This window comes from Comamonas sp. DB36 (assembly GCF_057914905.1).
In genome coordinates, this window is the sequence record NZ_CP196632.1 from 181360 (window position 1) to 207723 (window position 26364).

Sequence of the window (26364 nt, forward strand, 5' to 3'; positions counted from 1 at the left end):
AAAAGGCGATGGCGGCGTCCAGTGTCTGTTTGGGGCCGTTGCTGCAGCTGTGGCGCGTCGCATCGTAATTCATCCTCTTTCGGATTCCCTGAACATGCTGACGCTGAAGGCCACCAATGACGACCCCAACGATGATCCTGATAGTGGACGACCATGTGGACTCCGCAGACGTTCTGGGTCTGGTCATGAAAATGAACTTTCCCGATACGGCTGTCTTGGTCAACTATGCCGGCCCGCAAGCCATCGACAGCGCCACCCGGCAGCGCCCGGATGTAGCGCTGCTGGACATGGAAATGCCGGAGATGGATGGCGAAGCGCTGGCCCAGCGCTTGCGATCCCTGTACCCCGGCGCCGCTCCCCTGTTGATTGCCTTGTCCGGAAACCTGGAGCGGCTCGAGCAAGCCATGGACAATGGCAGCTTTGATCGCTGCATGAGCAAGCCCGTGGATCTCGATGCTCTCACCCGTATGGTCCAGCAGCGGCTTGGCGGCTGAGCCTGGCCTGCGTCAGGAGGAGGCGGCGCGCAGGTATCGAGCAGCGCGACGAGGTACTCCTCGGTGGGCTGCAGCCGGTCTCAGCATTTAGGCACTTCGATCGTGAACCGCACCCTGTGCGCGCTGCTTGTGCCCTTGATCGTGCCGCCATGGGCGGTGGTGACCTGCCGGACAATGAAAAGGCCCAGGCCCAGGTGGCTGCGGTCCACCCGGGCCGAGCCGCTGCGCCCGCGGCGCAAGGGCTCGAACAGCTGTTCGATCTCATGGGGCGGCAACTCGCCGGCATTCTCCACCGATACCCGCACGCAGGCCGTGTCGCCCTCGACCTCCACGCTGACCGCAGCGCCCGCGTCGCCATGCTTGATGGCATTCGTCACCAGATTGCCAATCGCCTGTCTCATCCAGGATGCGTCGAACATGCCTTCGGCATTGCCCTGCACCCTGTATTCAATGCGCGCATCGGGGTAGGCGGCGCGCTGCAGATCGAGTTCATCGGCGCACACCACGGCCAGATCAACGGGCTCCCTTTGCAACGGCATGTCGCCGCCCAGGTTCGACCGGCTGTATTCCAGCAGCGTATTGAGCAGCCCTGTCATGCGTTCTATGCCGCGCGTGAGCAGCGCCGTCTGCTGGACGGGAGCGCTGCCTTGCTGGCGCATGAGTGCCGTCGTCAAGGCAATGGTGTGCAGCGGACCGCGCAGGTCGTGGCCCACGATGCCCAGAAAGATTTGCCGCCAGCGTTCGCGCTCGTCCGCATGGAACTTCACCGATTCGGCCACGGCCTGATCGATTGCCTCGTTGAATCGGGTGATGTCTTCGAAGGCATCCGGTCCCATAGGATAGGCCTCGGCCCACAGCCTGAGAATGCTCGCGCGCAAGGCCCTGAACTCCGCAATCAGCTGCTCGATGTTGATTCCGTCCTGCGCACGCGTCAGCCCATGCGTCTGCGCCGAGGTCTGGGACGTGCCTGGAGTGGCCTTGCCGTGTGACTTGAGAATCGACGCGGCCCTCGTCTGCGAGGTCCTCAGGTCCGCGGAAATGGCTTCGAGCACTTCCGGAAGATGGTCGCGCAAGGCTTTTTCGCTGGTGTGCTCCAGGGCGGGAATAGTCTTTGCAAACGCAATCGCCTCCGCCAGGATCTGGACGTGGGCCGTTTCTATGAACGTGGCAAGCCGCATGGGTGGTAGGTCCTAATTTTTTCCTATTTATACCTGCAGCAGCATGGCGTCGCTGCGAATAAACCATCCACTTCGCTAGCGCTAGCGCTAGCGCTTGCCTGGCGGGCGCGCCGCAGATGAAGCGGGCGCGGCCGCCGCGCCCACCCACTGCGCGGGCCAGGCGCCCGACTCCACCATCTGGCGCAGCACGCGCTGCGTGAGTTCGGTCACGGCCGCGCAGGCCACCGACGTGGGCCGCGCAGCATTGGTGGCGCAGACCACGCGCCGGCGCATCAGCGGGCTGTCTATGGTGGCAATGCGCAGGCGGTTGGCCGCGACTTCTTCGGCCACCGAGCCCAGCGGCAAAATGGTGCTGCCGATATTGGCTTCGGCCGCGAGCTTGACGCTGCTCAGCGACTCGATCTCGGCGACGATGTCCAGCGCTATCTTCTGCGGCGCGCAGGCGTCGTCGATCATGCGCCGCAGCGCATGTTCGCGCCCCGGCAGCACCAGCGGCCATTCGCTCAGGGCCTTCAATGGAATCCGGGCCGGCAGCTGGGTGTTGGCCGCGCTGGTGATGAACACCAGCTGGTCGTCGAGCAGCGGCCGCTTCAACAGGCCCGAGTCCACGCCATCCCCGTACATCAGTGCCAGATCGAGCTGGCCCGACTGCAGCCGCTCGCGCAGAAAGCCGCTGTAGGCCTCGACCAGCTTGAGCCGCACCTGCGGCAGCTCGGCGCGGCAGGCCGCAAGAATCGGCATGATCGCCGCCAGCGCCACGGTGGTCGTGAGACCCAGCGCGACTTCTCCCCGCGGCACGGACGTGGCCTCGCGCACCGCCATTTTCGCGCGCTCGGCATCAAGCAGCACCACGCGCGCATGTTCCAGGAAGATGCGCCCGGCTTCGGTCAGCGCCACGCCGCGGCTGGAACGCTCGAACAGCTGCGCGCCGACTTCGTCCTCGAGCGCGGTGATCTGCTGGCCCAGCGCGGGCTGGGCCACATGCAGCCGGCCCGAGGCCTTGAGCAGGCTGCCGGCCTCGCTCACACCGATGAAGTAGCGCAGTTGTCGAAGTTCCATCGAGGCTCCTGTTTGGCTAGTTGTTTTGCATATATCGCATAGGTTCAATAAGTATTTCACATATATCGCTGGGCTTCGCACAATGCAGCTTCCAAGGAGACAAAGATGACACTCGATATCGACCATCTGCGCAGCTGGACGGGCCACACCGAGACGATGGCCGACACCGTAACGCTGGCGCCGCTGCGCGCGCTGACGGCCACGCTGGACCGCGATGACGCGCCGGCACACGGCGACCCCGTTCCGCCCTGCTGGCACTGGCTGTACTTCCTGCCCGTGGCGCGCCAGTCCGAGATCGGCCCCGACGGCCATCCGCGGCGCGGCGGTTTTCTGCCCCCGGTGCCGCTGCCGCGGCGCATGTGGGCCGGCAGCCATATCAAATTCCACGCGCCGCTGCGCGCCGGCCAGGCGATAGAGCGTCTGTCGCGCATCGAGGAGGTGAAGCTCAAGGAAGGCCGCACCGGCCCGCTGGTCTTCGTCAAGGTGCGCCATGAAATCCGCGCCGACGGCGCGCTGGCCATCGTCGACCAGCACAACATCGTCTACCGCGAGCTGCCCGCCGAAGGCGAGCCTGCACCCGAGTACGCAGCCGCACCCGGCGATGCGCAATGGCAGCGGCGCATCGTTGCCGACGACGTGCTGCTGTTTCGCTACTCGGCGCTGACCTTCAACGGCCACCGCATCCACTACGACCGCCGCTATGTGACGCAGGTCGAAGGCTATCCCGGCCTGATCGTGCACGGCCCGCTGATTGCCACGCTGCTGCTGGACCTGCTGCGGCGCGAGCGCCCCGGCGCGCAGGTCAGGCATTTCACTTTCCGCGCGCTCAAGCCGCTGTGCGACATCGCCCCGTTCGACGTCTGCGGGCGCGACAACGGCGATGGCAGCGTGGCCCTGTGGTCGCGCGACGCCGCCGGCCATCTGACGATGGACGCCACGGCGCTGCTGGCCTGAACGGCCGCTTCTCTCCCCAGGAAAAAATCATGTTCCACGAAACCGACGAATACCAGGAAATCCGCGACGCCGTGCGCGCGCTGTGCCAGCAATACCCCGACGAGTACTTCCGCAAGATCGACGAGCAGCGCGCCTACCCCGAGGAGTTCGTGCAGGCGCTGACCCAGGCCGGCTGGATGGCGGCGCTGATCCCGCAGGAATACGGCGGCTCCGGCCTGTCGATGGCCGAGGCCTCGGTCATCATGGAGGAGATCAACCGCTCGGGCGGCAACTCGGGCGCCTGCCACGGCCAGATGTATGTGATGAACGCCATCGTGCGCAGCGGCACCGACGCGCAAAAGCAGAAGTACCTGCCGCGCATCGCGTCGGGCGAGCTGCGCATCCAGTCGATGGCCGTGACCGAGCCTACGACCGGCAGCGACACCACGCGGCTCAAGACCATGGCCGTGAAAAAGGACGGCCGCTGGGTGGTCAACGGCCAGAAGGTCTGGATCTCGCGCGTGCAGCACAGCGACATGATGATCCTGCTGGCGCGCACCACGCCGCTGGAGCAGGTGCAAAAGCGCTCCGAGGGCCTGAGCTGCTTTCTGGTCGATGTGAAGCAGGCCACAGGCAATGGCATGACGGTGCAGCCCATCCTCAACATGGTCAATCACGAGACCAACGAGCTGTTCTTCGACAACCTGGAGATTCCCGAGGACAACCTGCTGGGCCCCGAAGGCCAGGGCTTCAAGACGCTGCTCGATGGCCTGAACGCCGAGCGCACGCTGATTGCCGCCGAGTGCATTGGCGACGGCTACTGGTTCATCGATCGCGCGACCAGGTACGCCAACGAGCGCGTGGTCTTCAACCGCAAGATAGGCCAGAACCAGGGCGTGCAGTTCCCGATTGCTGAAGCGCTGATCGAGCTTGAAGCCGCCAACCTGATGCGCTGGAAGGCCTGCGAGAAGATCGACGCCCACCAGAACGCAGGCGCGGCCGCCAACATGGCCAAGCACCTCGCGGCCAAGGCCTCGTGGGAAGCGGCCAATGTCTGCCTGCAGACCCATGGCGGCTTCGGCTTTGCCTGCGAATACGACATAGAGCGCAAGTTCCGCGAGACGCGGCTGTACCAGGTGGCGCCGATTTCCACCAACATGGTGTTCAGCTACGTCGCCGAGCATGTGCTGGGCCTGCCCAAGTCGTATTGATCGCCGGAGCGCACCATGACCCGACCTCTGGACGGCGTGACCGTCGTCACGTTAGAACATGCGATTGCCGCGCCTTTTTGCACCCGCCAGCTGGCCGATCTGGGCGCGCGCGTCATCAAGATCGAGCGCCCCGGCACCGGCGACTTCGCGCGCGCCTATGACGAGCGCGTGCAGGGCATGGCCTCGCACTTTGTCTGGACCAACCGTTCCAAGGAAAGCCTCACGCTGGACGTCAAGCACCCGGACGCGCAGAAGGTGCTGGCCCAGCTGCTGGAAACCGCCGACGTGCTGGTGCAGAACCTCGCGCCCGGCGCGGCCGCGCGCCTGGGGCTGTCGTTCGAGGCGCTGCATGCCAGGCACCCGCGGCTGATCGTCTGCGACATCTCGGGCTATGGCGAAGACGGGCCCTACCGCGACAAGAAGGCCTATGACCTGCTGATCCAGAGCGAGTCGGGCTTTCTGTCGGTGACCGGCTCGCCCGATGAGCCCGCCAAGGCCGGCTGCTCGATTGCCGATATCGCCGCCGGAATGTACGCCTACACCAACATCCTGGCTGCGCTGATGCAGCGCGGCAAGACCGGCGTCGGCAGCCACATCGATATCTCCATGCTGGAAAGCATGGTCGAGTGGATGGGCTATCCGCTGTACTACGCCTACGAGGGCGCGGCGCCGCCACCGCGCGCCGGCGCGGCCCACGCCACCATCTATCCCTACGGGCCGTTTCCCGCGGGCGACGGCCGCAACGTGATGCTGGGGCTGCAGAACGAGCGCGAATGGGCGGCGTTTTGCACCTCGGTGCTGGAGCAGCCCGCGCTGGCGGCCGACGAGCGCTTTGCCTCGAACTCGCGCCGCGTCGCGCGGCGCGACGAACTGCGCGCGCTGATCGTCGCGGCGTTTGCGGCGCTGACCAGCGAGCAGGTGGTGCAGCGGCTGGAGGCGGCGCAGATCGCCAACGCCGCCGTCAACGAAATGCGCGATGTGTGGGCGCACCCGCAGCTGCAGGCGCGCGGGCGCTGGACCGAAGTGGCCACGCCCGCCGGGCCCATTGCCGCGCTGCTGCCGCCGGGGCGCACCGACGCCTACACGCCGCGCATGGAAGGCGTTCCCGGCCTGGGCCAGCATGCCGACGCCATTCTTCACGAACTGGGCTGGTCGCAGGACGGCATTGCCGCGCTGCGCCGCGAAGGCGCGATCTGACAAAAATATAACCAGGAGACAAAAATGACCTCATTCCCCCGCACTGTGATTTCGCTGGCCTGTCTTTCGCTGGGCCTGCTCGGCGCCGGCCTGGCCGCGGCCGATAGCTATCCCACCAAGCCCATCACGCTGGTCGTTCCCTATTCCGCGGGCGGCCCGACCGACGTGGTGGCGCGCACGCTGGCCGCGGCCATGGGCAGGACGCTGGGCCAGACGGTGATCGTGGAGAACAAGCTGGGCGCGGGCGGCACCATTGCCGCGGCCCATACCGCGCGCGCCAAGCCCGACGGCTATACCTTTCTGATCCACCACAACGGCATGGCGACGGCGCCGGCGCTGTACCGCAAGCTCAACTACAAGCCGCTGGCCGACTTCGACTATGTGAGCCAGGTCATCGACGTGCCCATGACCGTGGTCGGCCGCAAGGATTTGCCGGCCAAGGATTTCAGGGAACTGCAGGCCTATGCCAAGGCCCAGGGCAACAAGCTCAACCTCGCGCATGCGGGCCTGGGCGCGGTATCCCATCTGTGCGGCATGCTGCTGACCCAGGCCATGGGCGTGGACCTGACGTCCGTGCCGTTCCAGGGCACGGGGCCCGCGATGAATGCGCTGCTCGGCGGCCAGGTTGACCTGCTGTGCGACCAGACCACCTCGACCACGCCGTTCATCAAGGCCAACTCCGTCAAGCTCTACGGCGTGACCACCGCCTCGCGCCTCAAATCGCTGCCGGCCACGCCGACCCTGGCCGAGCAAGGCCTGGCGGGCTTTCAGCTGGTGGTCTGGCATGGCATCTATGCGCCAAAGAACACGCCCAAGGAAGCGATAGACAAGTTCGGCACGGCGCTCAGGACCGCGCTCAAGGACCCCGAGGTCGCCAAGCGCATGGCGGATCTGGGCGCCATCATTCCCGCCGACGACAAGCTCAGCCCCCAGGGCCTGCAAACCTGGCTGGAACAGGAAACCCAGCGCTATGCGCCGGTGATCAAGGCCGCAGGCCAGTTTGCCGATTGACGAAATCGCCGCCGAGTCAGCCCTGGGTTTCAAGGAAAAGGGGGCGGCCGGCCTAGGCGCGGCCGGCTAAGGAGCGGCCGGCTGAGGCGCGGCCGGCCCTGGCAGGTTCACCGAAGTCATCGCCGGCCTGCCTAAGGATAGAAGGGTGAACAGCCGGCCCGCCAGCACGCGGCAGTACTGCGCTTCGACCAGCTCAGCGCGAACGGAAGGCGACGCGGTACTCCAGCCAAGCCTGCGCTAACTCCATACCGAAAGAATGGCATGACCCCTCCCGTTATTGCAGAACACGACAACGCCTCGCGCTACGCGGCCCATGATCCGCAGCGAGCCCGGACCGGAAAAATCGCCACTGCGCAACTTCATGTTGCCGCCGGCATGTCGGGCGGCATCCAGCATCTGGCGGGCATGAAGGACTCCAAGGTGATTGTGGCCATCCACAAGGAAGCCGACCTGTTCACGGCCATGCCCGAACTGAGCCGGGCGCTGTGAGCATGGCCGGGCTGGATCTGGCGCGCAGCGGCGCGTGTTTTGCCGACGGCCCCGTGGGGCGCATCGAAATGCTGGTGGATGTGCCCCGGGGTGAAGCCCTGGGCCTGGCGCTGATTGCCCATCCCCAGCCTTTGCAGGGCGGCACGGCGCAGCACAAGATCGTGCAGCTGCTGGCGCGCGCGCTGGCCGATGCGGGCTGGCTCGTGGTGCGCCCGCATTTTCGCGGCGTCGCGGGCAGCGCCGGAGTCCATGACGCGGGCCTGGGCGAGACCGAGGACCTGCTGTCGCTCTACCGCCAGCTGCGCGCCGCGCGGCCCGAACTGCGCTGCGCCTTGCTGGGTTTTTCGTTTGGTGCCTTCGTGCAGGCGCGCGTGGCCAGCGCGCTGCTGGCCGCCAACGCGGCGCCGTGGCGCATCTGCCTGGCGGGCATGCCTTCGGGCGAAGTCGAAGGAGGGCGGCGCTACGACACGCCCACCGAACTGCCCGACGCGCTGGTGGTGCATGGCGAACTCGACACGCGCGTGCCGCTGGGCGCGGTGCTCGACTGGGCGCGGCCGCAGGGCCGGCCCGTGGTGGTCGTGCCCGGGGCCGACCATTTCTTCACCGGCAGGCTGCACATCCTGCGCCAGCTGGTGCTTACCCATTTATCCGTCTGAAACGGCCGACCCATGTCTTCCTCTGCATCGCTCACGCTGGCCACGGCCCGCAGTTTTCTGTTTGTCCCGGGCAACCGTCCCGAACGCTTTGAAAAAGCCATGCGCAGCGGCGCGGACGCGGTGGTGCTGGACCTGGAAGATGCCGTTGGCCTGAGCGAGAAGGCCGCGGCGCGCGACGCCGTGCGCCAGGAGTGGCCGCGGCTCCAGGGCCTGGGCGTGCCGCTGGTGCTGCGCATGAATGCCGCCGGCCAGGCGCTGGGCGCGCAGGATCTGCGCCTGCTGGCGCAGCTCGATGGGCTTGACGGCGTGATGGTGCCCAAGGCCGAGTCGGCGCAGCAGCTGGCCCAGGTGCAGGCCGCATTGCCGGCCGTGCCGGTGCTGCCGCTGATTGAAAGCGCCGCCGGCTACGGCGCGCTGGCCGCCATTACCGCAGCGCGCAATGTGCTGCGGCTGGTGATAGGACATATCGACTTCATGGCCGACACCGGACTGCAGTGCTCCGAGGGCGAGCCCGAACTCGCGCCCCTGCGTTTCGCCGTGGCCATGGCGACACGCGCCAACGGGCTCGCGCCCGCGATCGACGGCGTGACGCTGGCCATACATGACGACGAGCAGCTGCGCCGCGACACACGCCAGGCGCTGCGCTACGGTTTTGGCGCCAAGCTGTGCATACATCCGCGCCAGATAGGCATCGTGCACCAGGCCATGGCCCCGGTGGCCGCCGATGTGGCCTGGGCGCAGCGCGTGCTCGAGGCCGATGCCCGGTCGGGCGGCGCGGCCGTGCAGCTCGACGGCCGCATGGTCGATCTGCCCGTGGTGCTGCAGGCGCGGCGCCTGCTGGCGCGCGCGGCCCTGGGGCGTTGAACCGCGCGGCATCAGGCGGACTTTGAGCACATTGAGCGCAGCGTGAAGAACGCGGGGGCAGATGCTCCCGCTTTTTAGCCGCTAAAGTCTTGCATGCCGCAGCCCCAGGTATTGACTGCAACTTTTCTCTAATGATTCAACAATTGTTGTATTATTGATTTATGCAAGAAGCCCAAGTCATTCGTTCTCTCGCCGCGCTGGCCCATGAAGCCCGGCTGCGCATATTCCGCGCGCTGGTCGTGGCCGGCCCCGAAGGGCTGACCCCGGGCGCGCTGGCCGCGCAACTGGGCATCGCAGCCAATGCGCTGTCGTTCCATCTCAAGGAGCTGGCCCATGCCGAGCTCGTGAGCCAGGAACGCCAGGGCCGCCATGTGCTGTACCGCGCGGCGTTTCCGGCGATGAACGGCCTGCTCGACTATCTGAGCGAAAACTGCTGCCAGGGCATTCCCTGCGCTCCCGCCGAACTTTCCTGCAAAGGCTGAGCCCACCATGTTGACCGCCTTTGTGATTTTCGTCGCCACGCTGGTGCTGGTCATCTGGCAGCCGCGCGGCCTGGGCATAGGCTGGAGCGCCTCGATCGGCGCGGCGGCGGCGCTGCTGCTGGGCGCGGTGCAGCTCTCGGACATTGCCGTGGTCTGGGGCATTGTCTGGAACGCGACCGCGACCTTTGTCGCCATCATCATCATCAGCCTGGTGCTCGACGAGGCCGGCTTCTTTGAATGGGCGGCGCTGCATGTGGCGCGCTGGGGCGGGGGCCGGGGGCCGCGGCTGTTTGCCTTCATCGTGCTGCTGGGCGCGGCGGTCTCGGCGCTGTTTGCCAACGATGGCGCGGCGCTGATTCTTACGCCCATCGTCATGGCCATGCTGCTGGCCCTGGGCTTTTCGCCCGCGGCAACGCTGGCCTTCGTCATGGCCGCGGGCTTCATTGCCGATACCGCGAGCCTGCCGCTGGTGGTCTCCAATTTGGTGAACATCGTCTCCGCCGACTTCTTCCACATCGGCTTCAACGACTATGCGGCCGTGATGCTGCCCGTCAATCTGGTCGCGGTGCTGGCCAGCCTGGGCATGCTGATGCTGTTCTTCCGACGCAGCATTCCCGCGCGCTATGAACTGGCCCAGCTCAAGCCGCCGGCCGCGGCGATTCGCGACCGGGCGACGTTTCGCGCCGGCTGGGTGGTGCTGGCGCTGCTGCTGGTCGGCATGTTCGCGCTCGAGCCGCTGGGCGTTCCGGTCAGCGCCGTGGCCGCCGTGGCGGCCGTGCTGCTGCTGCTGGTCGCGGGCCGGGGCAGGGCAATCAGCACGCGCCGGGTGATGCGCGGCGCGCCCTGGCAGATCGTGGTGTTCTCGCTGGGCATGTACCTGGTGGTCTACGGCCTGCGCAATGAAGGCCTGACCGATGAACTCGCGGCGCTGCTCGATGTCTTTGCGCAAGGCGGCGTCTGGGGCGCGGCGCTGGGCACGGGCATGCTGTCGGCGCTGCTGTCTTCGGTGATGAACAACCTGCCGTCGGTGCTGATAGGCGCGCTGTCCATCGATGCATCCACGGCTGCTGGCGTGGTCAAGGAGGCCATGGTCTACGCCAATGTCATTGGCTGCGATCTGGGCCCCAAGATCACGCCTATCGGCAGCCTGGCGACGCTGCTGTGGCTGCATGTTCTGGCGCAAAAGGGCATGAAGATCGGCTGGGGCTACTACTTCAAGGTCGGCGCCGTGCTCACGTTGCCGGTGCTGGTCGTGACCCTGGCCGCGCTGGCATTGCGTCTGAGTCTGTTCTCCTGAAAGGAATCCATATGAGCGACATCACCATCTATCACAACCCGGCCTGCGGCACTTCGCGCAATGTGCTGGCGCTGATACGCAACAGCGGCGAAGAACCGCAGGTCATCGAGTACCTCAAGACGCCGCCGGACCGCGCGACGCTTGAGCAGCTGATCGCCGCCATGGGCATTTCCGTGCGCGATCTGCTGCGGCAAAAAGGCACGCCCTATGAAGAACTGGGCCTGGGCGATGCGAAGTGGAACGATGCGCAGCTGATCGACTTCATGCTCGCCCAGCCGCTGCTGATCAACCGGCCTATCGTCGTCACGCCGCTGGGCACGCGGCTGTGCCGGCCTTCGGAAACCGTGCTCGACATCCTGCCCCAGCCGCAGCGCCAGGCGTTTGCCAAGGAAGACGGCGAAGCTGTCGTGGACGCGAAAGGACAGCGCGTTGCCAAGCCCTGATCTGCCCCAACTCGACTCCCAGGCGTTTGCCGCGCCCACGCTCGCCAATCTTCTGCCGGCCGAGCGCGCCACCCATGCGCCGCGCATCCTGCTGCTCTATGGCTCGGTGCGTGAGCGCTCCTACAGCCGGCTGCTGACCGAGGAAGCCGCGCGCCTGCTGCAGGCCATGGGCGCCGACACCCGCATCTTCGATCCGCGTGGCCTGCCGCTGCCCGACGACGCGCCCGATGACCACCCCAAGGTGAAGCAACTGCGCGCACTCGCGGTCTGGGCCGAAGGCATGGTCTGGACCTCGCCCGAACGCCATGGCGCGATGACCGGCATATTGAAGGCGCAGATCGACTGGATTCCGCTGGCCGCGGGCGCGCAGCGCCCCACGCAGGGCAAGACCCTGGCCGTGATGCAGGTCTCGGGCGGCTCGCAGTCGTTCAATGCCGTGAACCAGTTGCGCGTGCTGGGCCGCTGGATGCGCATGCTCACCATCCCCAATCAGTCCTCGGTGGCCAAGGCCTTCATGGAGTTCGATGACGCCGGGCGCATGAAACCTTCGCCTTATTACGAACGCGTGGTTGACGTGATGGAGGAGCTGGTCAAGTTCACGCTGCTCACGCGCGACTGCGCCGACTACCTCGTGGACCGTTACAGCGAACGCCGCGAAAGCGCGCAGGCGCTGTCCGAACGGGTCAACCAGCGCAGCATCTGAAGCCATGTCCGCCAGCCGCACCCAAACCACCGTGATGCTGGGTCTGGCCCAGACCCTGTCCTGGGCATCTTCGTACTACCTGCCCGCGGTGCTGGCCGCGCCCATGGCGCGCGCCGTCGGCGCGTCCTATGCGACGGTGTTTGCGGCGTTCTCGCTGGCGCTGCTGGTGTCGGCCGCGATGGGGCCGGTGGCCGGACGGCTGATCGACCGCCTTGGCGGGCGGCCGGTGCTGATTGCCAGCAATCTGGTGTTTGCCGCCGGGCTGGGCCTGCTGAGCCAGGCAACGCAGACGCACCAGGTGTTCATTGCCTGGGCGGTGATGGGCTTGGCCATGGGCAGCGGGCTGTATGAAGCGGCGTTTGCCACGGTGGTGCGGCTCTACGGCCAGGACGCGCGCCATGCCATCACCGGCATCACGCTGTTTGCGGGCTTTGCCAGCACCGTGGGCTGGCCGCTGTCGAGCTATCTCGCCAGCGCCTGGGGCTGGCGCGAGACCTGCATGGTCTGGGCGCTGCTGCATCTGCTGCTGGGACTGCCGCTGAACCTGCTGCTGCCGCGCGCCGCCCCCGTGGCTGCCATGCCCGACAGCGCCGGCGCGGCGCGCGGCGCCACAGCGGCGCCAGCGGCGCTGCGCCGCACCGCGCTGCTGATGGCCTATGTGTTTGCGGTGTCCTGGTTCATCAGCACGGCTATGGCCGCGCACCTGCCGCAGCTGCTGCAGGCCGGCGGCGCGGCCCTGGCCGTGGCGATTGGCGCGGCGGCGCTGGTCGGGCCGGCCCAGGTCGCGGGGCGCCTGGTCGAATACCGGTTTCTGCATAACGCCCACCCGCTGCTGTCGGCGCGGCTGGCGATACTGGCCCATCCGCTCGCGGCACTGTGCCTGGGCCTGCTGGGCGCGCCCGCGGCCACTGTCTTTGCCATTGTCCACGGCCTGGGCAACGGCATTCTGACGATTGCCGTGGGCACGCTGCCGCTCAAGCTGTTTGGCGCGCGCGGCTACGGCCAGCGCCAGGGCTGGCTGATGGTGCCGGCGCGCATCGTGCAGGCGGGCTCGCCGTTTCTGTACGGCATGGCGGTGGCCCAATGGGGCACGGGCGCGCTATGGCTTTCCGCGCTGCTCGGCTTGAGCGCTTTTGCGGCGCTGTGCTGCATGCGCGTGGCGCCTGAGCCGGCGGTGCGGGTCGCGCCCTAGTCGCTGCCGGGCGCCCCCATGGCCTGGGCCAGCGCGTCGTTGCCGCGGGCGAAGAGCGCCTGCACCACGCCCGCGTGATCGCGCGCGTCCTTGTTCTGGCTGAGCTTGCGCTTGCCGACCAGCGAAGTCAGCGTGACCTCGATGCCGACAATGTGGCGCAGCAGTTCGTCGATGAACTCGGGCGCCGAATCCGACATCTTCCAGGGCCTGGGCTCGGCGGCCTCATGGCGGCGCGTGAGCCTGCCCACCATGGCGCGCACGAAGCGCGCGTCGTCGCGCACCGTCAGCAGGCCGTGGGCATGCACCACCTCGTAATTCCAGGTCGGCACCTGGCGGTGCGCCTCGTGCTTGCTGGGGTACCAGTTGGGCGAGACATAGCCATCGGCGGCGCGAAACACCACCATCACCGGCATGCCCGTGGGGCATTGCCGGGCGGTCTGCCACAGCGGGTTGGCGCGCGCCACATGGGCGCTCAGTTGCCCGCAGCTGCCGGCGGCCGGGTCGAATTCAAACGGCAGATGGTCGGCGTCCAGACCCTGCGCGCCGTGGGTGACCAGCATGCCCAGCGGGTGCTGGGCGATGATGCGTGTCAGTTCTTCGGGGCGGGTTTCGGCAAATTGCGCGGGGATGTACATGGGGCCTCCTGATGCGCCTACTTTGGCCGTTACGCGGCACAATCACAAGATCCAGTTTCGGTGAATTTATATGGACCAGTTGCAGCCGCCCGCCAACCGCCGCAGCGGCGCCAATGGCGGCGGCCGGCGCGTCTACAACCTGCTGCGCGCGCAGATGGCCGACGGCAGCCTGGCCGTGGGCGCAAGGCTTCCTTCCACGCGCGCGCTGGCCGCGGACCTGGGCGTGGCGCGCAGCACCGTCACCGTGGCCTACGAACAGCTGGCCGCCGAAGGCTTTGTGGCCACGGCGCCGGGCCGCAGCGCGCGCGTCGCGGCGCCGCTGGCGCCAAGGGCCGAGTCGCAGGCGCCGGCCGGGCCTGGGCCGCTGCGCGCCGCGGCGCTCTCGGCCTATGGGCAGCGCCTGGCCGCATTGGAGCTGCTGACGGCCCAGACTTCGGCCACAGAGTCGGCGCCCATCGATTTCCTCTACGGCGCGGTGGCGGCGCGCGACTTTCCCACGCTGGCCTGGAAGCGCGCCTACCAGGCCGAGCTGCTGCGCCAGCGGCCCAGCCTCTACTATGGCGCGCCCGAAGGTGACCCCGGGCTGCGCCAGGCGCTGCAGGGCTATCTGCGCCGCGCGCGCGGCCTGACGTGTTCGGCCGAGCAGATCCTGATCGTGCAGGGCGCGCAGCAGGCCATAGACCTGTGCGCGCGGCTGCTGCTGGACGCTGACAGCGCCTATGTCTTCGAGGATCCGGGCTATGTCATGGCGCGGCGCTGCTTCGAGGCCAGCGGCGCGCGCGGCCTGGCCGTGGGCGTGGACTCCCTGGGAATGGACACCTCCAGCCTGCCCGGCGATTCCGGGCTGCGGCTGGCCTATGTCACGCCCTCGCACCAGTTCCCGCTGGGCGGCGTGCTGCCCGTGGGCCGGCGCCAGGAGCTGCTGCGCTGGGCGCGCCAGCAGGATGCGTGGATCATCGAGGACGACTACGACGGCGAGTTCCGCTACGGCCAGCGCCCGATAGACGCGCTGCAGTCCATGGACACCGATGGCCGGGTGCTCTACATCGGCACGTTTTCCAAGGCGCTGTCGCCGCAGCTGCGCCTGGCCTACATGGTGCTGCCCGAGCGCCTGGTGCCGCTGTTTCGCAAGGCCAAGCGGCTCGCGGACCGGCATGCGCCGGTGCTGGAGCAGCGCGTTCTGGCGGCGCTGCTGGACAGCGGTGGCTACGAGCGCCATGTGCGGCGCATGCGCCGCGAGAACGAGCGCCGGCGCAATGCGCTGCTGGACGCGATACGGCGCCATCTGCCGGCCGACGGCAAGGCGGCGGGCAGCGCGGCCGGCCTGCATCTGGTGCTGTGGCTGCCGGCGCTGCGGCCGCGCCACGAGCCGCAGCTGATCGCCGCGGCGCGCGCCGCGGGCGTGGGCGTCTATGGCGTGTCGCCGCTGTTTGCCCGGTCGCCGGCCGCGATGGCGCCACGCCCGGCAGGGCTGATCCTGGGTTACGCCAGCCTCACGCTGGCGCAGATAGACGCGGGCATGCAGCGCCTGGCCGGCGCGCTGGCCACCTTGGCCTGAGGCCGGCCTGGTGCGCGCTCTCAGAAATCGTACTTGGCGGTCAGCAGCAGCTTGCGCGGCGCGCCGTAGTAGATCTGCGTGCCGGCGAAATCGTAGTAGTTCTTGTCGAGCAGATTGCTGACGTTGAGCTGCAGCGACAGCTGGCGGCTCACGTCATAGCTGGCCATCAGGCTGGCTATGGTCACGCTGCCCTGGTCGCGGCGCGCGGCCACGCCGGTCGAGGTGGTGAGGGTCGCATAGGTCGCGCCGTGCCATTGCAGCCCGCCGCCGACCTTGATCGCGCTCCAGGCGCCGGGCAAACGGTAGCTGGTGAATACATGGGCCATGTTCTGCGGGCGCTGGGGCTGCAGGCGCGAGGCGTCGGCGTTGCGCGCCAGCGCGCGCGCGAAGCCGGCCGTCATCTGCCAGCCCTTGGCCAGCTCGCCCGACAGCTCTGCCTCGAAGCCCTTGCTGGTCACGCCTTTCTCGCCGCGGTAGGCCACGTTGGCCGAGCCGTTGACGCGCGCGTCGCCGTCCTGCACGCCGACGTTGTCCTGGGCAATGCGGAACACCGCCAGCGAGGCGTTGAGCCGGCCGCCAAAGTAGGCCGCCTTGACGCCGGCCTCATAGGCCTTGCCCATCACGGGATCGAGGTAGGCACCGTTGACGTCCTGGTAGTTCTGCGGCTTGAAGATGTTGGTGTAGCTGGCGTAGACCGAATAGGTCGGGTCCAGGTCATAGATCAGGCCCGCATAGGGCGTGAACACATCGTGCTTGCGCGTTTCGCTCAGGCTGCGGGTCTCCCAGCGGCTTTGCCGGCCGCCGACAATCAGCTTGAGATCGTCGGCCAGCGACAGACGCACGGCGCCATACACCGCGCTCTGGCGCGTGCGGTCGTCGCCCAGCGGGCGGAATGCGCCCCACACGGGCTCGGCATACGAGCCGTCCCATTTGAAAATATTGCCGACCGGACCGGTGGTGTAGCTGTAGTTGCCGTAGGTGTAGTTCGATTGGCTGCCGGTCAGGCCGACCACGGCTTCATGCGTGCGCCCGAGCAGCGCGAACGGTCCCGTGGCCTGCAGGCTGGCGCTGTTCTGTGCGAACGACTGCTGCGAATAATTGGGATAGGGGTTGATGCCGCTGCCGCCGGCATCGGGCTGGCCCAGCAGGTAGAACAGCTTGGAGGTGTAGTCGCTGTCCAGGCGGCTGGCGTTGGCCTTGAGGCTCCAGCCGTTGTCGAAGCGGTGCTCGAGCCCGACATAGGCGGTGTTGCTGGTGGTGTTCCATTCGGTCCAGTCGGCGCCTATGCTGAAGGAGCGCGGCCAGTGGGTGGGCGAGCCATCCTGGTAGACCATGGGCAGGCCGCCCCAGGTCACGCCCGTGGGGCGCTTGGCCTGGTGCTCTATGCCGGCCCACAGCGTGGTCGCGGGAGTGAGGTCGGCTTCGACCGTGGCCAGCAGCGCGCGGTTGCGCGTGTGGTAGCGGTCCAGGTGCGAATCGTGGTCGTCGGTCATGGCCGCGACGCGCGCGCGCACGCTGCCGTCGGCATTCAAGGGCGTGGACAGATCCACGCTGCCGCGCAACTGGCTCCACGAGCCCACGCCCAGCGTGGCCGAGCCCGTGAACTCCTTGCTGCTGGCGCGCTTGCGCACCAGGTTGATGGACGCACCGGGCTCGCCCGCGCCGGTCATCAGCCCCGTTGCCCCACGCACCACTTCAATGCGGTCGTAAAGAATGGGATCGAGCATCGAGGTGCCGAAGAAGTCGTTGGAGGCGGCAATCGGCACGCCGTCGTATTGATAGCTGTCGATGTAGAAGCCGCGCGCGTTCAGGTCGGTGCGGTCGCTGTCGGAACTGATGGCCGTGACACCTGTGATGTGGCGCGTGGCTTCGGCCAGCGTGGTCACGCCCTGGTCCTGCATCTGCTGGCGCGTGACGGTGCTCACGGACTGCGGCGTTTCCCGCGGCGACAGCAACAGGCCGGTGGCGGCGGCGGTGCTGCGCGCGGTGTAGCTGCCCGTGCCTTCGGTGACCGGGCTGCGGTCGGATTGGGCCGAGACGCGCACTTCCGCCAAGGCAACGCTGGCGCCGGCGCCGGCGGCGGCGCTGGCCGCGGGCGCGGCGCTGCGCGGCGCAGCGCGCAGCGCATAGGCGCCGCTGGCATCACGCACCGCTTCGAGCGGCGCGCCCGCGAGCAGCGCGGCCAGGGCCTGGGGCACGGCCAGGTTGCCTTGCACCCCGGGGGTCTGCAGTCCGGCCACCAGCTCGGGGGCAAACGAAATCAGCGTGCCGGACTCGCGTCCCAGGCGGTTGAGCGCCGCGCCCAGCGGGCCGGCGGGAATCGCATAGCTGCGTGCGGCCTCGGCGGCCGCGGTCTGCGCCATGGCGGCCTGGGGTGCGAGGGCGAACGCGGCGCAGGTGGCGAGGCTGGCGCACAGCAGGCGGGCGGCAATGGCCGTGGCGCGCGCTGCGGCGGGAAGTGCAAGAGGGTGGCGGTGCATGCGAAGGTGTCCGTTGATGGGTGTTTGCAGGAGCGCGCCGCGCAGTCGTTCGCGGTGCTTCTGCAGGGAATGACACCCAGGGCGGCAGGAATGGCCAGGTTTTTTTCAGCGGCGCGAAAAATCACCGCGCGCCGCGCGCCATTCCTCCGTCATCACCCTTGGGAGGGCGCGCGCATCTCCACCGTCACCCACCAGCGCGTGCGGCTGTGGATGCGCACCGGCAACGAGCGCGTGAGCGCCTGCAGCACGCGCTCGGTGTCGGCCAGCGGGTAGCTGCCCGAGACGCGCAGCTGCGCGGCATCGGGCGCGCAGCGCAGCAGGCCGGGCCGGTGGCGCGCGAGCTCGGCAATGAAATCCGCCAGCGGCATGTCGTCGGCCACCAGCATGCCTTCGGCCCAGGCGCCCACGCCCTCGCGCAGGTCTGGCTCGCGCCGGGCAGCGGCCGCGGTGAAATGCCCCGCCTGCCCCCTGGACAGCCGCAGGGCCGGGGCGGCGGCATTGCGCGGCTGCAGCTCCACCAGGCCGTCGAGCACCGCGACATGGGTGCTGCCCTCGTGCTGGCGCACGCTGAAGCGCGTGCCTATGGCGCGCGCCGTGCCCTGGCTGCTGCGCACGCGCAGCGGGCGCGCGGCGCGCGTGGCGGGATCGGGTTGCGGGTCGGGCGCGCTGTGCACCAGGATTTCGCCGGCGCGCAGCACGATCAGGCGCTCGCTGGCCGAGTAGTGCAGGTCGACGGCCGAAGCCGTGTTGAGCCACAGCCGCGTGCCGTCGGCCAGCCTTTGCTCGCGCCGCTCGCCGGTGGCCGTCGACAGGTCGGCGCTTGCCTGCTGCCAGGCCTGGCCGGCCAGGCCGCTGTGGCGTGCGGCCAGCAGCCCGCCGGCGCCGGCCGTGAGCAGCAGCGCCAGCCGCACCGAATGGCGGCGCGCCAGACCCGGTGCGGCCAGGGTCTGCAGCGCCAGCGGCGTGGGCAGGCCGCGCAGCTGGCCGTCGACCTGGGCAATGCGCTGCCAGGCCTGCAGATGGCGCGGGTCGGCGTCCAGCCAGGCCTGCCATTGGCGGCGCGTGCGCGTGTCGCCCGGGTTCAGCTCCAGCAGCCAGTGCACGGCCGCGCGGGCGATGTCAGGCGGGATCTGGGGCGCGTCGGTGGGCGCCATTTCAGAGCGTTTCGGCAAAGTAGCAGCGCTCGGCGGCCTGGGCCAGATGGCGGCGCACGCTGGTGCGCGAAATGCCCAGCTGCGCGGCAATCTCTTCCTGCGTGAGATCTTCAAGCCGCCAGAGCAGGAAGGCCTTGCGCGCGACGATGGGCAGCGCGCCCAGCAGCCGGTCTATGGCGACCAGCGTTTCCAGCACCATCAGCTGAGCTTCGGGCGGCGGCGCCACGGGCTCGGGCAGCGAAGCCAGGGCTTCGAGGTAGGCGCTCTCTATCTGCCGGCGCCGCAAATGGTTGGCCAGCAGGCGCTGGGCAATGGTCGTCAGATAGGCGCGCGGCTCCAGCACCTCGCCCAGCGCCAGACCCTTGGCCGTGAGCACGCGCACAAAGGTGTTTTGCGCCAGATCGGCCGCGTCCCAGGCACAGCCGAGCTTGCGCCGCAGCCGTGCGACCAGCCAGCCGTGATGGGCTGCATAAAGCGTTTGCACCGGGTCGACGGGAGTCTGAAGCGAGAGGGCAGGGCCGGCTGGCATGGCGCTATGGAATGATTTTAATGAGAATGCTTCTTATTATATGTGGGATGGGCGCCGGCTTGCACTGCGCGTGCCTGGCTTTTTGCCAGCGCCACAAACGCCTGGGCCGCGGGCGACAGCCGTTCGAAGCGCAAGGCCGCCAGGGCGGTCATGCGCAGGCGCGGGGGCTCGAAGCCGCGGTACACCACGCCCCGGGGCGCGTCGGGCAGGGCCAGCCGGGCGGCAATCGCCAGCGCGTGGCCGCGGGCGACAAAGCCCAGCATCGACGACAGCTGCTCGAAGCGAAACAGCGTTCGCGGAATCGCGCCCTGGGCCGTGAGGAACTGGTCGATGTGCGCGCCCGAACCGGCGGCGGTGCGAATGAAAGGCTGGCCGTGAAAGTCCCTGGCCTCGATGCGGGCCTTGCCGGCCAGCGCATGGGATTCGGGCAGCACCGCGACCAGCTCGTCCTGGGCCAGGGGCACGACTTCAAAGCGTTCGTCCGGCAGCACGACAAAGCCCAGCTCCACGCGCCGCTCGAGCAGCGACTGGATCACGGCTTCGTCTACCTGCTCGTCGATCTGCACTTCGACCAGCGGGTGCTGGCGCGCGAACTTCTCCAGCAACGGCGGCAGCAGCTGCAGCGACGACGTGGCGCCGAACGAGGCAATGCGCAGCGTGCCGCGCGCGATGCCGCGCTCATGGTCGGCCTCCTGCTGCAGCGCTTCCTTTTGCTGCAGGATGTCGTTGGCGCGCTGCAGCAGCCGCGTGCCGACATCGGTCAGCGCCGGCGCCGATCCTGCGCGGCGTATCAGGCACACGCCCAGTTCGGTTTCGAGCTGCTTGAGCGCATGGCTCACGGCGCTTTGCGTGATGCCCAGGGCGGCCGCCGCGCGCGAGAAACTGCCGACTTTGGCCAGCGCGGCAAAGACTTCGAGCTGGGTGAAAGTCATGAGTGATTGCTCATTCGACTATTGGTTGAAATGAGTGGATATTAGCGACCCATGACCTCTCCTCGTTATTCCACCCACTTTGGTTTGATTGGCATGGCCGCTCTGTGGGGCGCCTCCTGGCCCTGGGGGCGCGTCGTCGCCCAGGCCATGCCGCCGCTGGCCGCGGCCTGTCTGCGCTTCGTGTTGGCCAGCGCCGTGCTGTTGCTCTGGATGCAGCGCAGCGGCCGGCTGTCTTCCGTGGTGCGCCTGCAGCCGCGCCAGTGGCTGGGAATGGTCTGCGCCGCGGCCGCCGGCGTGCTGGGATATGCGAGCTTTTTCCTGCTGGCCCTGCAACTGGTGCCTGCGGGCCGGGCCGCGATCGTCATCACGCTGAACCCGGCTGTGACGCTGCTGTGTGCGGCGCTGCTGTTTCGCGAAGCGCTCAACTGGACCATAGGCCTGGGCGTGGCGATGGCCATTGCCGGCGCGCTGTGGGCCATCACCAGCGGCGCCTCGGACCAGGCGCTGGCCAGTCCGCTGGGCACGGGCGAACTGCTGCTGCTGGGCTGCGTTCTTTGCTGGGTGGCCTATACCTTGATAGGCCGGGTGGTGCTCACGCGCATCGATGCCCTGACCACCGTGACGGTGACGGCCGTGCTGGGCGCGGTCATGCTGCTGGCTGCGAGCCTGGTGGTCGAAGGCCCGGCCGCATGGGCCGCGCTGGTGCACGCACCGCTGGCGGTCTGGGCCTGTCTGGCGGGCCTGGCGCTGGGCTCGACGGCGCTGGCCTATGCCTGGTATTTCCAGGGCGTCAAGGACCTGGGCGCGGGCGCTGCCGCGGGCTACATGGCGCTGGTGCCGGTGTTTGGCGTGCTGTTTTCCAGCCTGTGGCTGGACGAACCCGTGAGCTTCGCGCTGGTGGCCGGCGGCCTGCTGGCGATTTTCGGCATGGTGGTCATGCATTACGGGCGCCAGCGCGCGCTGGCGCGCGCCGCCTGAGCGGCGGGCCGGCAGGGCGATCAGGCTTTCCTGGCAAACCCCGGCCGGTTCAACGCGGTATCGAAGAATGCCTTGACCATGCGCATGCTGCGGCGCTCGGCAAGGCACAGGATGTGCGCGTAGGTGAAGATCTGCGCGTCGCTGATGCCCACCAGGTGCAGGCCGGGCCCGGGCACATACTCGACCGTGGACACCGCGGCAATGCCAATGCCTTGCGACACCGCTTCGCGGATCATTTCCCGGCTGCTGATTTCCATCACGGGTTCGACCGTGATGCCGGCCTCGCCCAAGGCCAGCTCCAGCGCCTTGCGCGTGGTCGAACCCTCCTCGCGCAGGATCATGCGCTCGCCCTGCAGTTCGGCCAGCCGTATGCTGCGCCGGCGCGCAAAGCGGTGCGAGCTGGCGGTGAAGATGCCCACCGGGTGGCGGCCGAAAGGCACGGACAGAAAGCGCTCGTCCTCCACCAGCTGCGCCAGCACGCCCACGTCGGCGCGGTAGTCCAGCAGCCGGTCGAGAACGTCCTGTGAATTGCCGGTGCTGACATTGACCTTGATGTCCGGGTAGTGGGCGTTGAAGTCGGCGAGCATCTGGGTCACGTGGTAGGGCCCGACGGCCGCCACGCGCAGGTGGCCGGTGCGCAGCTCGCCGGCGTCGGCCAGCAGGCTCACGGCATCGGCCTCGAGACCGAAGATCTGCTGCGCCAGCCGCATCAGCTGTTCGCCCAGCGGCGTCAGCTGCACGCGCCGACCGCTGCGGTGGAACAGCTCGACCTTGTAGCTCTCCTCGAGAAAACGCACCTGCGTGGTGATGGTCGGCTGGCTCACATGCAGCTGCTCCGCAGCCTTGGTGAAACTGCCCATGCGGGCGACCGCATAGAAGGAGCGAAGCTGGGTGAGTCGCATAGAAAAAAAGAATAGAAGTCGAGAAACTTTTGAATTGGTCGAATTCTTGAGCGAGTGGTTTACTTTGTCCAGAGCGGTGCAGGCGTCGACAGAACTGCCGCCCGCTCATGGATCTTCAGCATTGCACAGGTGGGACTTCGCCGGCTGAGAAATTCCAGGCCGGACGGCACTTCCCTGTCAAGGATGAAGAAATGTCATGCGTCAAGAATATGCAGGAGACAAACTCATGATGAAACGCAGAAATGTGCTGGTGGGTGCCGCCGCCGCGACCAGCGCGCTGGCCTTTCCCGCGCTGGCCCAGCAGCAGGTGCTGACCGTCGGGCTGATCCCGTCCGAAGATTCCCGCGCGATGATCGCCAACAGCCAGAAGATGATGGACATGCTGGCGGCCGCGCTGGGAATGCAGGTCAAGCCCTTTGTCGCGGCCGACTACAACGGCGTGATCGAGGCGCTGCGCTCCAAGCGCCTGGACGTCGCCTACCTCGGGCCGTTCTCCTATGTGCTGGGAGCGACGATTGCCAACATCGAGGCCTTTGCCGTGGCCGAGACCAAGAAGGCCGGGCGCACGTTCTATCACAGTCAGGTGATCGCCCACAAGGACAGCGGCATCCGCACCGTGGCCGATCTCAAGGGCAAGACCTTTGCCTTTGTCGACCCCAGCTCGACTTCGGGCCACCTGTTTCCCAAGGCCGGTCTGATGAAGGCCGGCTTCAACACCGACAAGGATTTCGGCCGCGTCATCTTCTCGGGCTCGCACGACTCCAGCGCGATTGCCGTGCAGAACAAGAAGGTCGATGCCGCGGCCATTGCCGACCGCATTCTCGATGCGGCCATAGCCAAGGGCCTGGCCAAGCGCGAGGACCTGGTCGAGGTCTGGCGCTCCGATCCCATTCCCGAGTCGCCCACGGTGTGGCGCACCGATCTGCCGGCCGACCTGAAAAAGCGCGTGCAGGCGGCGTTCCTGCAGGTCAAGGACATCCCCTGGTCGGACCAGGGACTGCTCAACGGCTTCTTCCCGACCAATGACGCGGCCTACAACGTCATCCGCGACACGGCCAAGCTGCTCAACCTCGACCTGAGGAAGATGAAATGATAGAGATCCGCAACCTCACCAAGCGCTACGGCGACTTCGTGGCGCTGGACGACGTCAGCCTGAGCGTGGCCAGGGGCGAGTTCGTCGTGATCCTGGGCGCCTCGGGCGCGGGCAAGTCGACCTTGCTGCGCTGCATCAACCACCTGGCCGAGCCTTCGGGCGGCGAGATCCGCGTGAATGGCGAAGTCTCGCTCGGCGACCGCGCCGGCCTGCGCCGCGTGCGGCGCAACGTGGCGATGATCTTCCAGCACTACAACGTCGTGCCGCGGCTGTCGGTGCTCAAGAACGTGCTGACCGGCCGCCTGGGCTCCATGCCCGCGGTGCTGTCGTGGTTCCAGCTGTTTCCGCGCGCCGACATCGATGTGGCCCGCGAGTGCCTGCGCCGCGTCGAGATGGAGCACAAGGCCGACGTGCGCACCGACACGCTGTCGGGCGGGCAAAAGCAGCGCGTGGGCATTGCGCGCGCCCTGGCCCAGCAGCCCAAGGTGATCCTGGCCGACGAGCCCGTGGCCAGCCTGGACCCCAAGACGTCGCGCAAGGTGCTGCGCTATCTGCAGCAGGCCAGCCGCGAGTCCGGCATCACGGTGATCTGCAACCTGCACCAGGTGGACTACGCGCGCGAGTTCGGCCAGCGCATCATCGGCGTCGCCGGCGGCCGCGTGGTCTTCGAAGGCCGGCCCGACGAACTGTCCGAGGAGGTGCTGCAGCGCATCTACCCCGGCGGCCTCGAAGGCCCGGCCACGCCCCAGGCGCCGGCGCCGGCCCTGCCCGCATCCGTTCCTGTCGCGGCCTACGCCGCGCCGCAGCTGGTATTGGAGCAATCATGATAGGCATAGGACGCTACAACCTGCTGGTCGCCAAGAGCGCCGGCAACGAGGGCTGGTGGAAGTACGCCGCCACGGCGCTGGCGCTGGTCGCCGTCTTCTGGTGGGCGGCCATAGGCAGCCAGGTCAGCCTGAGCGAGCTGGTCAAGGGCGCGCCCTGGATCAGCGACTTTCTCTCGCGCATGTTTCCGCCCAACTGGGAGTTCGCGGCCAAGCTCGTGACGCCGGCCATCGAGACCGTGCAGATCGCGCTGTGGGGCACGCTGCTGGCTTTCGTGCTGGCGGTGCCGGTGTGCTTTCTGGCGGCGCGCAACCTCTCGCCCCACCCGGCGGTGTTTCACTTCATGCGCCAGGTGCTCAACATCATGCGCGGCATCAACGAGATCATTCTCGCGCTGATCTTCGTCGCGGCCGTCGGCCTGGGGCCGTTTCCGGGCGTGCTGGCGCTGGGCCTGCATGGCGCGGGCATGCTGGGCAAGTTCTTTGCCGAGTCCATAGAGGACATAGACCAGGGGCCCATAGAGGCGCTGCGGTCCACCGGCGCCGGACCCATCCAGACCATCATCTTCGGCGTGCTGCCGCAGGTGGTGACCGCGTGGATCGCCGTCATTCTCTACCGCTTCGAGACCAATCTGCGCCAGGCCACCGTGCTGGGCATGGTGGGCGCGGGCGGCATAGGCTTTGAACTGGTGGGCAGCATGAAGCTGTTCCAGTACCAGGACACGGCCACCTGCATTCTCGTGATCGTGGTCATGGTCATGACCGCCGATTTCATTTCCAGCAAGCTGCGCGCTTGGATACAGCAAGGAGCACGTTAATGGCCCCCGATCATTTCAAACTCAAGGTCAACGACCGCGAATACAGCAAGCCTACCCAGCCCGTGGTGGTGGTCTGCGTCGACGGCTGCGAGCCCGACTACATCACCCAGGCGATCCAGGCGGGCGTGGCGCCCTTCATGGCGAAGATGCTGGCCAAGGGGACCTCGCTGGTGGGCGACTGCGTGGTGCCCAGCTTCACCAATCCCAACAACCTGTCCATCGTCACCGGCGCGCCGCCTGCGGTGCACGGCATCTGCGGCAACTACTTCCTCGACACGGCGCTGGGCAAGGAAGTGATGATGAACGACCCCGCTTATCTGCGCGCCGAGACGCTGCTCGCGGCATTCTCGCGTGCCGGCGCCAACGTGGCGGTGGTGACCGCCAAGGACAAGCTGCGCACCCTGCTGGGCCACCAGCTCGAAGGCGGCATCTGCTTTTCCGCCGAGAAGGCCGACAAGGCCACGCTGGCCGACAGTGGCATAGACAAGGTGCTGGAACTCGTGGGCAAGCCCGTGCCCTCGGTCTACAGCGCCGATCTGAGCGAGTTCGTGTTCGCTGCCGGCGTGAAGCTGATGGAGACCCGCCGGCCCGATCTGATGTACCTGTCGACCACCGACTACGTGCAGCACAAGTGCGCGCCGGGCACGCCGGGCGCCAACGATTTCTACGCCATGATGGACGGCTACCTGGCCCAGCTGGACGCGCTGGGCGCGGTCATCGCCCTGACGGCCGACCATGGCATGAGCCCCAAGACCGACGCCGCGGGCCGCCCGCGCATCGTCTTCCTGCAGGAAGTGCTGGACGCCACGGCCGGCGCCGAAGGCAGCCGCGTGATCCTGCCTATCACCGACCCCTACGTGGTGCACCACGGCGCGCTGGGCTCGTTTGCCACCGTCTACCTGGCGCCGGGCACGGATGCCCAGGCCATTGCGCGCGATCTGCAGACGCATGACGGCATCGAGGCGGTGCTCACGCGCGCCCAGGCGGCCGAGCGCTTCGAGCTGCCGCCCGATCGCATCGGCGACCTGGTGGTGGTGTCCGACCACCTCACGGTGCTGGGCACGCGCGCCGCCGAGCACGACCTCAGCGGCCTCACCGTGCCCCTGCGCTCGCATGGCGGGCTGTCCGAGCAGAAGGTGCCGCTGCTGTTCAACCGCAAGCTGCAAGGCCTGGCGCCCGGACGCAGGTTGCGCAACTTCGACATCTTCGATCTGGCGCTGAACCACGCGGTGCTCGCCACAGCCTAGAAGCC

General features: G+C 67.8%; 26 protein-coding genes and 1 pseudogene. 19 read left to right on the top strand and 8 right to left on the bottom strand.

Annotated elements, in window-relative coordinates:
• The first annotated feature begins 116 nt into the window (after positions 1–116).
• Positions 117–494, top strand: coding sequence for a response regulator (locus ACSVDO_RS21840; RefSeq protein WP_489597157.1), 378 nt, complete (start codon positions 117–119; stop codon positions 492–494).
• An 80-nt stretch (positions 495–574) separates the two neighbouring features.
• Here ACSVDO_RS21840 and ACSVDO_RS21845 read toward each other — a convergent pair whose 3' ends face one another.
• Together ACSVDO_RS21845 and ACSVDO_RS21850 are read right to left on the bottom strand one after the other, a co-directional pair.
• The gene (locus tag ACSVDO_RS21845; RefSeq protein ID WP_489597158.1) at positions 575–1672 is read right to left on the bottom strand and encodes a sensor histidine kinase; all 1098 of its coding nucleotides are present in this window, start codon (positions 1670–1672) and stop codon (positions 575–577) included.
• An 87-nt stretch (positions 1673–1759) separates the two neighbouring features.
• Positions 1760–2731, bottom strand: coding sequence for a LysR substrate-binding domain-containing protein (locus ACSVDO_RS21850; RefSeq protein ID WP_489597160.1), 972 nt, complete (start codon positions 2729–2731; stop codon positions 1760–1762).
• Between the two features lie 105 nt (positions 2732–2836).
• Between ACSVDO_RS21850 and ACSVDO_RS21855 the strand changes: the two genes are divergently transcribed.
• The 12 genes and pseudogenes from ACSVDO_RS21855 (at position 2837) to ACSVDO_RS21910 (ending at position 13209) form a co-directional block, all read left to right on the top strand.
• Positions 2837–3685 carry an HTD2 family dehydratase gene (locus tag ACSVDO_RS21855; protein WP_489597162.1) on the top strand — a complete coding sequence of 283 codons (849 nt, stop codon included), beginning with the start codon at positions 2837–2839 and terminating at the stop codon, positions 3683–3685.
• Positions 3686–3714: 29 nt separating this feature from the next.
• Positions 3715–4875 (top strand): acyl-CoA dehydrogenase family protein, encoded by a 1161-nt coding sequence (locus ACSVDO_RS21860; protein WP_489597164.1) that lies wholly within the window; start codon positions 3715–3717, stop codon positions 4873–4875.
• A 15-nt stretch (positions 4876–4890) separates the two neighbouring features.
• Complete coding sequence (locus ACSVDO_RS21865) at positions 4891–6072, top strand: CaiB/BaiF CoA transferase family protein (protein WP_332681999.1); 1182 nt, start codon at positions 4891–4893, stop codon at positions 6070–6072.
• 24 nt (positions 6073–6096) lie between these two features.
• Positions 6097–7083, top strand: coding sequence for a tripartite tricarboxylate transporter substrate-binding protein (locus ACSVDO_RS21870; RefSeq protein WP_489597166.1), 987 nt, complete (start codon positions 6097–6099; stop codon positions 7081–7083).
• Positions 7084–7386: 303 nt separating this feature from the next.
• Positions 7387–7572, top strand: a pseudogene (locus tag ACSVDO_RS21875) (electron transfer flavoprotein subunit alpha/FixB family protein); the annotation flags it as partial.
• 2 nt (positions 7573–7574) lie between these two features.
• On the top strand, positions 7575–8228 hold the full coding sequence (locus tag ACSVDO_RS21880; RefSeq protein ID WP_489597167.1) for an alpha/beta hydrolase: 654 nt from the start codon (positions 7575–7577) through the stop codon (positions 8226–8228).
• A 12-nt stretch (positions 8229–8240) separates the two neighbouring features.
• The gene (locus ACSVDO_RS21885; RefSeq protein ID WP_489597169.1) at positions 8241–9092 is read left to right on the top strand and encodes an HpcH/HpaI aldolase/citrate lyase family protein; all 852 of its coding nucleotides are present in this window, start codon (positions 8241–8243) and stop codon (positions 9090–9092) included.
• A gap of 161 nt (positions 9093–9253) precedes the next feature.
• A complete protein-coding gene (locus ACSVDO_RS21890; RefSeq protein WP_332537260.1) occupies positions 9254–9574 on the top strand; it encodes an ArsR/SmtB family transcription factor in 321 nt (106 codons plus the stop codon).
• Between the two features lie 7 nt (positions 9575–9581).
• Entirely contained in the window at positions 9582–10871 is a 1290-nt protein-coding gene (locus ACSVDO_RS21895; RefSeq protein WP_489597171.1) for an arsenic transporter, read from the top strand.
• An 11-nt stretch (positions 10872–10882) separates the two neighbouring features.
• Positions 10883–11314 carry an arsenate reductase (glutaredoxin) gene (gene arsC / locus ACSVDO_RS21900; protein WP_489597173.1) on the top strand — a complete coding sequence of 144 codons (432 nt, stop codon included), beginning with the start codon at positions 10883–10885 and terminating at the stop codon, positions 11312–11314.
• A complete protein-coding gene (gene arsH / locus ACSVDO_RS21905) occupies positions 11301–12017 on the top strand; it encodes an arsenical resistance protein ArsH (RefSeq protein ID WP_489597175.1) in 717 nt (238 codons plus the stop codon). Before arsC ends, arsH begins: the two co-directional genes overlap by 14 nt.
• Positions 12018–12021: 4 nt before the next feature.
• Positions 12022–13209 carry an MFS transporter gene (locus ACSVDO_RS21910; protein WP_489597176.1) on the top strand — a complete coding sequence of 396 codons (1188 nt, stop codon included), beginning with the start codon at positions 12022–12024 and terminating at the stop codon, positions 13207–13209.
• Here the strand turns inward: ACSVDO_RS21910 and ACSVDO_RS21915 are convergent.
• Entirely contained in the window at positions 13206–13844 is a 639-nt protein-coding gene (locus ACSVDO_RS21915; RefSeq protein ID WP_489597178.1) for an FMN-binding negative transcriptional regulator, read from the bottom strand. The genes ACSVDO_RS21910 and ACSVDO_RS21915 overlap by 4 nt on opposite strands.
• Positions 13845–13914: 70 nt before the next feature.
• Between ACSVDO_RS21915 and pdxR the strand changes: the two genes are divergently transcribed.
• Positions 13915–15402 carry a MocR-like pyridoxine biosynthesis transcription factor PdxR gene (pdxR, locus tag ACSVDO_RS21920; protein WP_489597180.1) on the top strand — a complete coding sequence of 496 codons (1488 nt, stop codon included), beginning with the start codon at positions 13915–13917 and terminating at the stop codon, positions 15400–15402.
• Between the two features lie 20 nt (positions 15403–15422).
• Here pdxR and ACSVDO_RS21925 read toward each other — a convergent pair whose 3' ends face one another.
• The 4 genes from ACSVDO_RS21925 to ACSVDO_RS21940 form a co-directional block, all read right to left on the bottom strand.
• Entirely contained in the window at positions 15423–17882 is a 2460-nt protein-coding gene (locus ACSVDO_RS21925) for a TonB-dependent siderophore receptor (protein ID WP_489597181.1), read from the bottom strand.
• Between the two features lie 152 nt (positions 17883–18034).
• Complete coding sequence (locus tag ACSVDO_RS21930; protein ID WP_489597183.1) at positions 18035–19036, bottom strand: FecR domain-containing protein; 1002 nt, start codon at positions 19034–19036, stop codon at positions 18035–18037.
• Between the two features lies 1 nt (position 19037).
• Positions 19038–19565: a sigma-70 family RNA polymerase sigma factor gene (locus ACSVDO_RS21935; protein WP_489597185.1), complete on the bottom strand. Its 528-nt coding sequence runs from the start codon at positions 19563–19565 to the stop codon at positions 19038–19040.
• Between the two features lie 17 nt (positions 19566–19582).
• The gene (locus ACSVDO_RS21940) at positions 19583–20497 is read right to left on the bottom strand and encodes a LysR family transcriptional regulator (protein WP_489597187.1); all 915 of its coding nucleotides are present in this window, start codon (positions 20495–20497) and stop codon (positions 19583–19585) included.
• A gap of 51 nt (positions 20498–20548) precedes the next feature.
• Between ACSVDO_RS21940 and ACSVDO_RS21945 the strand changes: the two genes are divergently transcribed.
• The gene (locus tag ACSVDO_RS21945) at positions 20549–21475 is read left to right on the top strand and encodes a DMT family transporter (protein ID WP_489597189.1); all 927 of its coding nucleotides are present in this window, start codon (positions 20549–20551) and stop codon (positions 21473–21475) included.
• Positions 21476–21495: 20 nt separating this feature from the next.
• On the opposite strand, the gene ACSVDO_RS21950 is transcribed toward ACSVDO_RS21945, so the two are convergent.
• Positions 21496–22377 carry a LysR substrate-binding domain-containing protein gene (locus tag ACSVDO_RS21950; protein WP_332537241.1) on the bottom strand — a complete coding sequence of 294 codons (882 nt, stop codon included), beginning with the start codon at positions 22375–22377 and terminating at the stop codon, positions 21496–21498.
• A gap of 226 nt (positions 22378–22603) precedes the next feature.
• On the opposite strand from ACSVDO_RS21950, the gene phnD reads away from it, so the two are divergent.
• Genes phnD through phnA form a run of 4 tightly spaced genes read left to right on the top strand, consistent with a single transcriptional unit; the run spans position 22604 to position 26359 of the window.
• On the top strand, positions 22604–23470 hold the full coding sequence (phnD, locus tag ACSVDO_RS21955) for a phosphonate ABC transporter substrate-binding protein (protein ID WP_489597192.1): 867 nt from the start codon (positions 22604–22606) through the stop codon (positions 23468–23470).
• Positions 23467–24297 (top strand): phosphonate ABC transporter ATP-binding protein, encoded by an 831-nt coding sequence (gene phnC / locus ACSVDO_RS21960; RefSeq protein WP_489597193.1) that lies wholly within the window; start codon positions 23467–23469, stop codon positions 24295–24297. The genes phnD and phnC overlap by 4 nt, the downstream gene beginning before the upstream one ends.
• Positions 24294–25112 carry a phosphonate ABC transporter, permease protein PhnE gene (gene phnE / locus ACSVDO_RS21965; RefSeq protein WP_332537237.1) on the top strand — a complete coding sequence of 273 codons (819 nt, stop codon included), beginning with the start codon at positions 24294–24296 and terminating at the stop codon, positions 25110–25112. The genes phnC and phnE overlap by 4 nt, the downstream gene beginning before the upstream one ends.
• Positions 25112–26359: a phosphonoacetate hydrolase gene (gene phnA, locus ACSVDO_RS21970; RefSeq protein ID WP_489597194.1), complete on the top strand. Its 1248-nt coding sequence runs from the start codon at positions 25112–25114 to the stop codon at positions 26357–26359. Before phnE ends, phnA begins: the two co-directional genes overlap by 1 nt.
• The last annotated feature ends 5 nt before the right edge of the window (positions 26360–26364 follow it).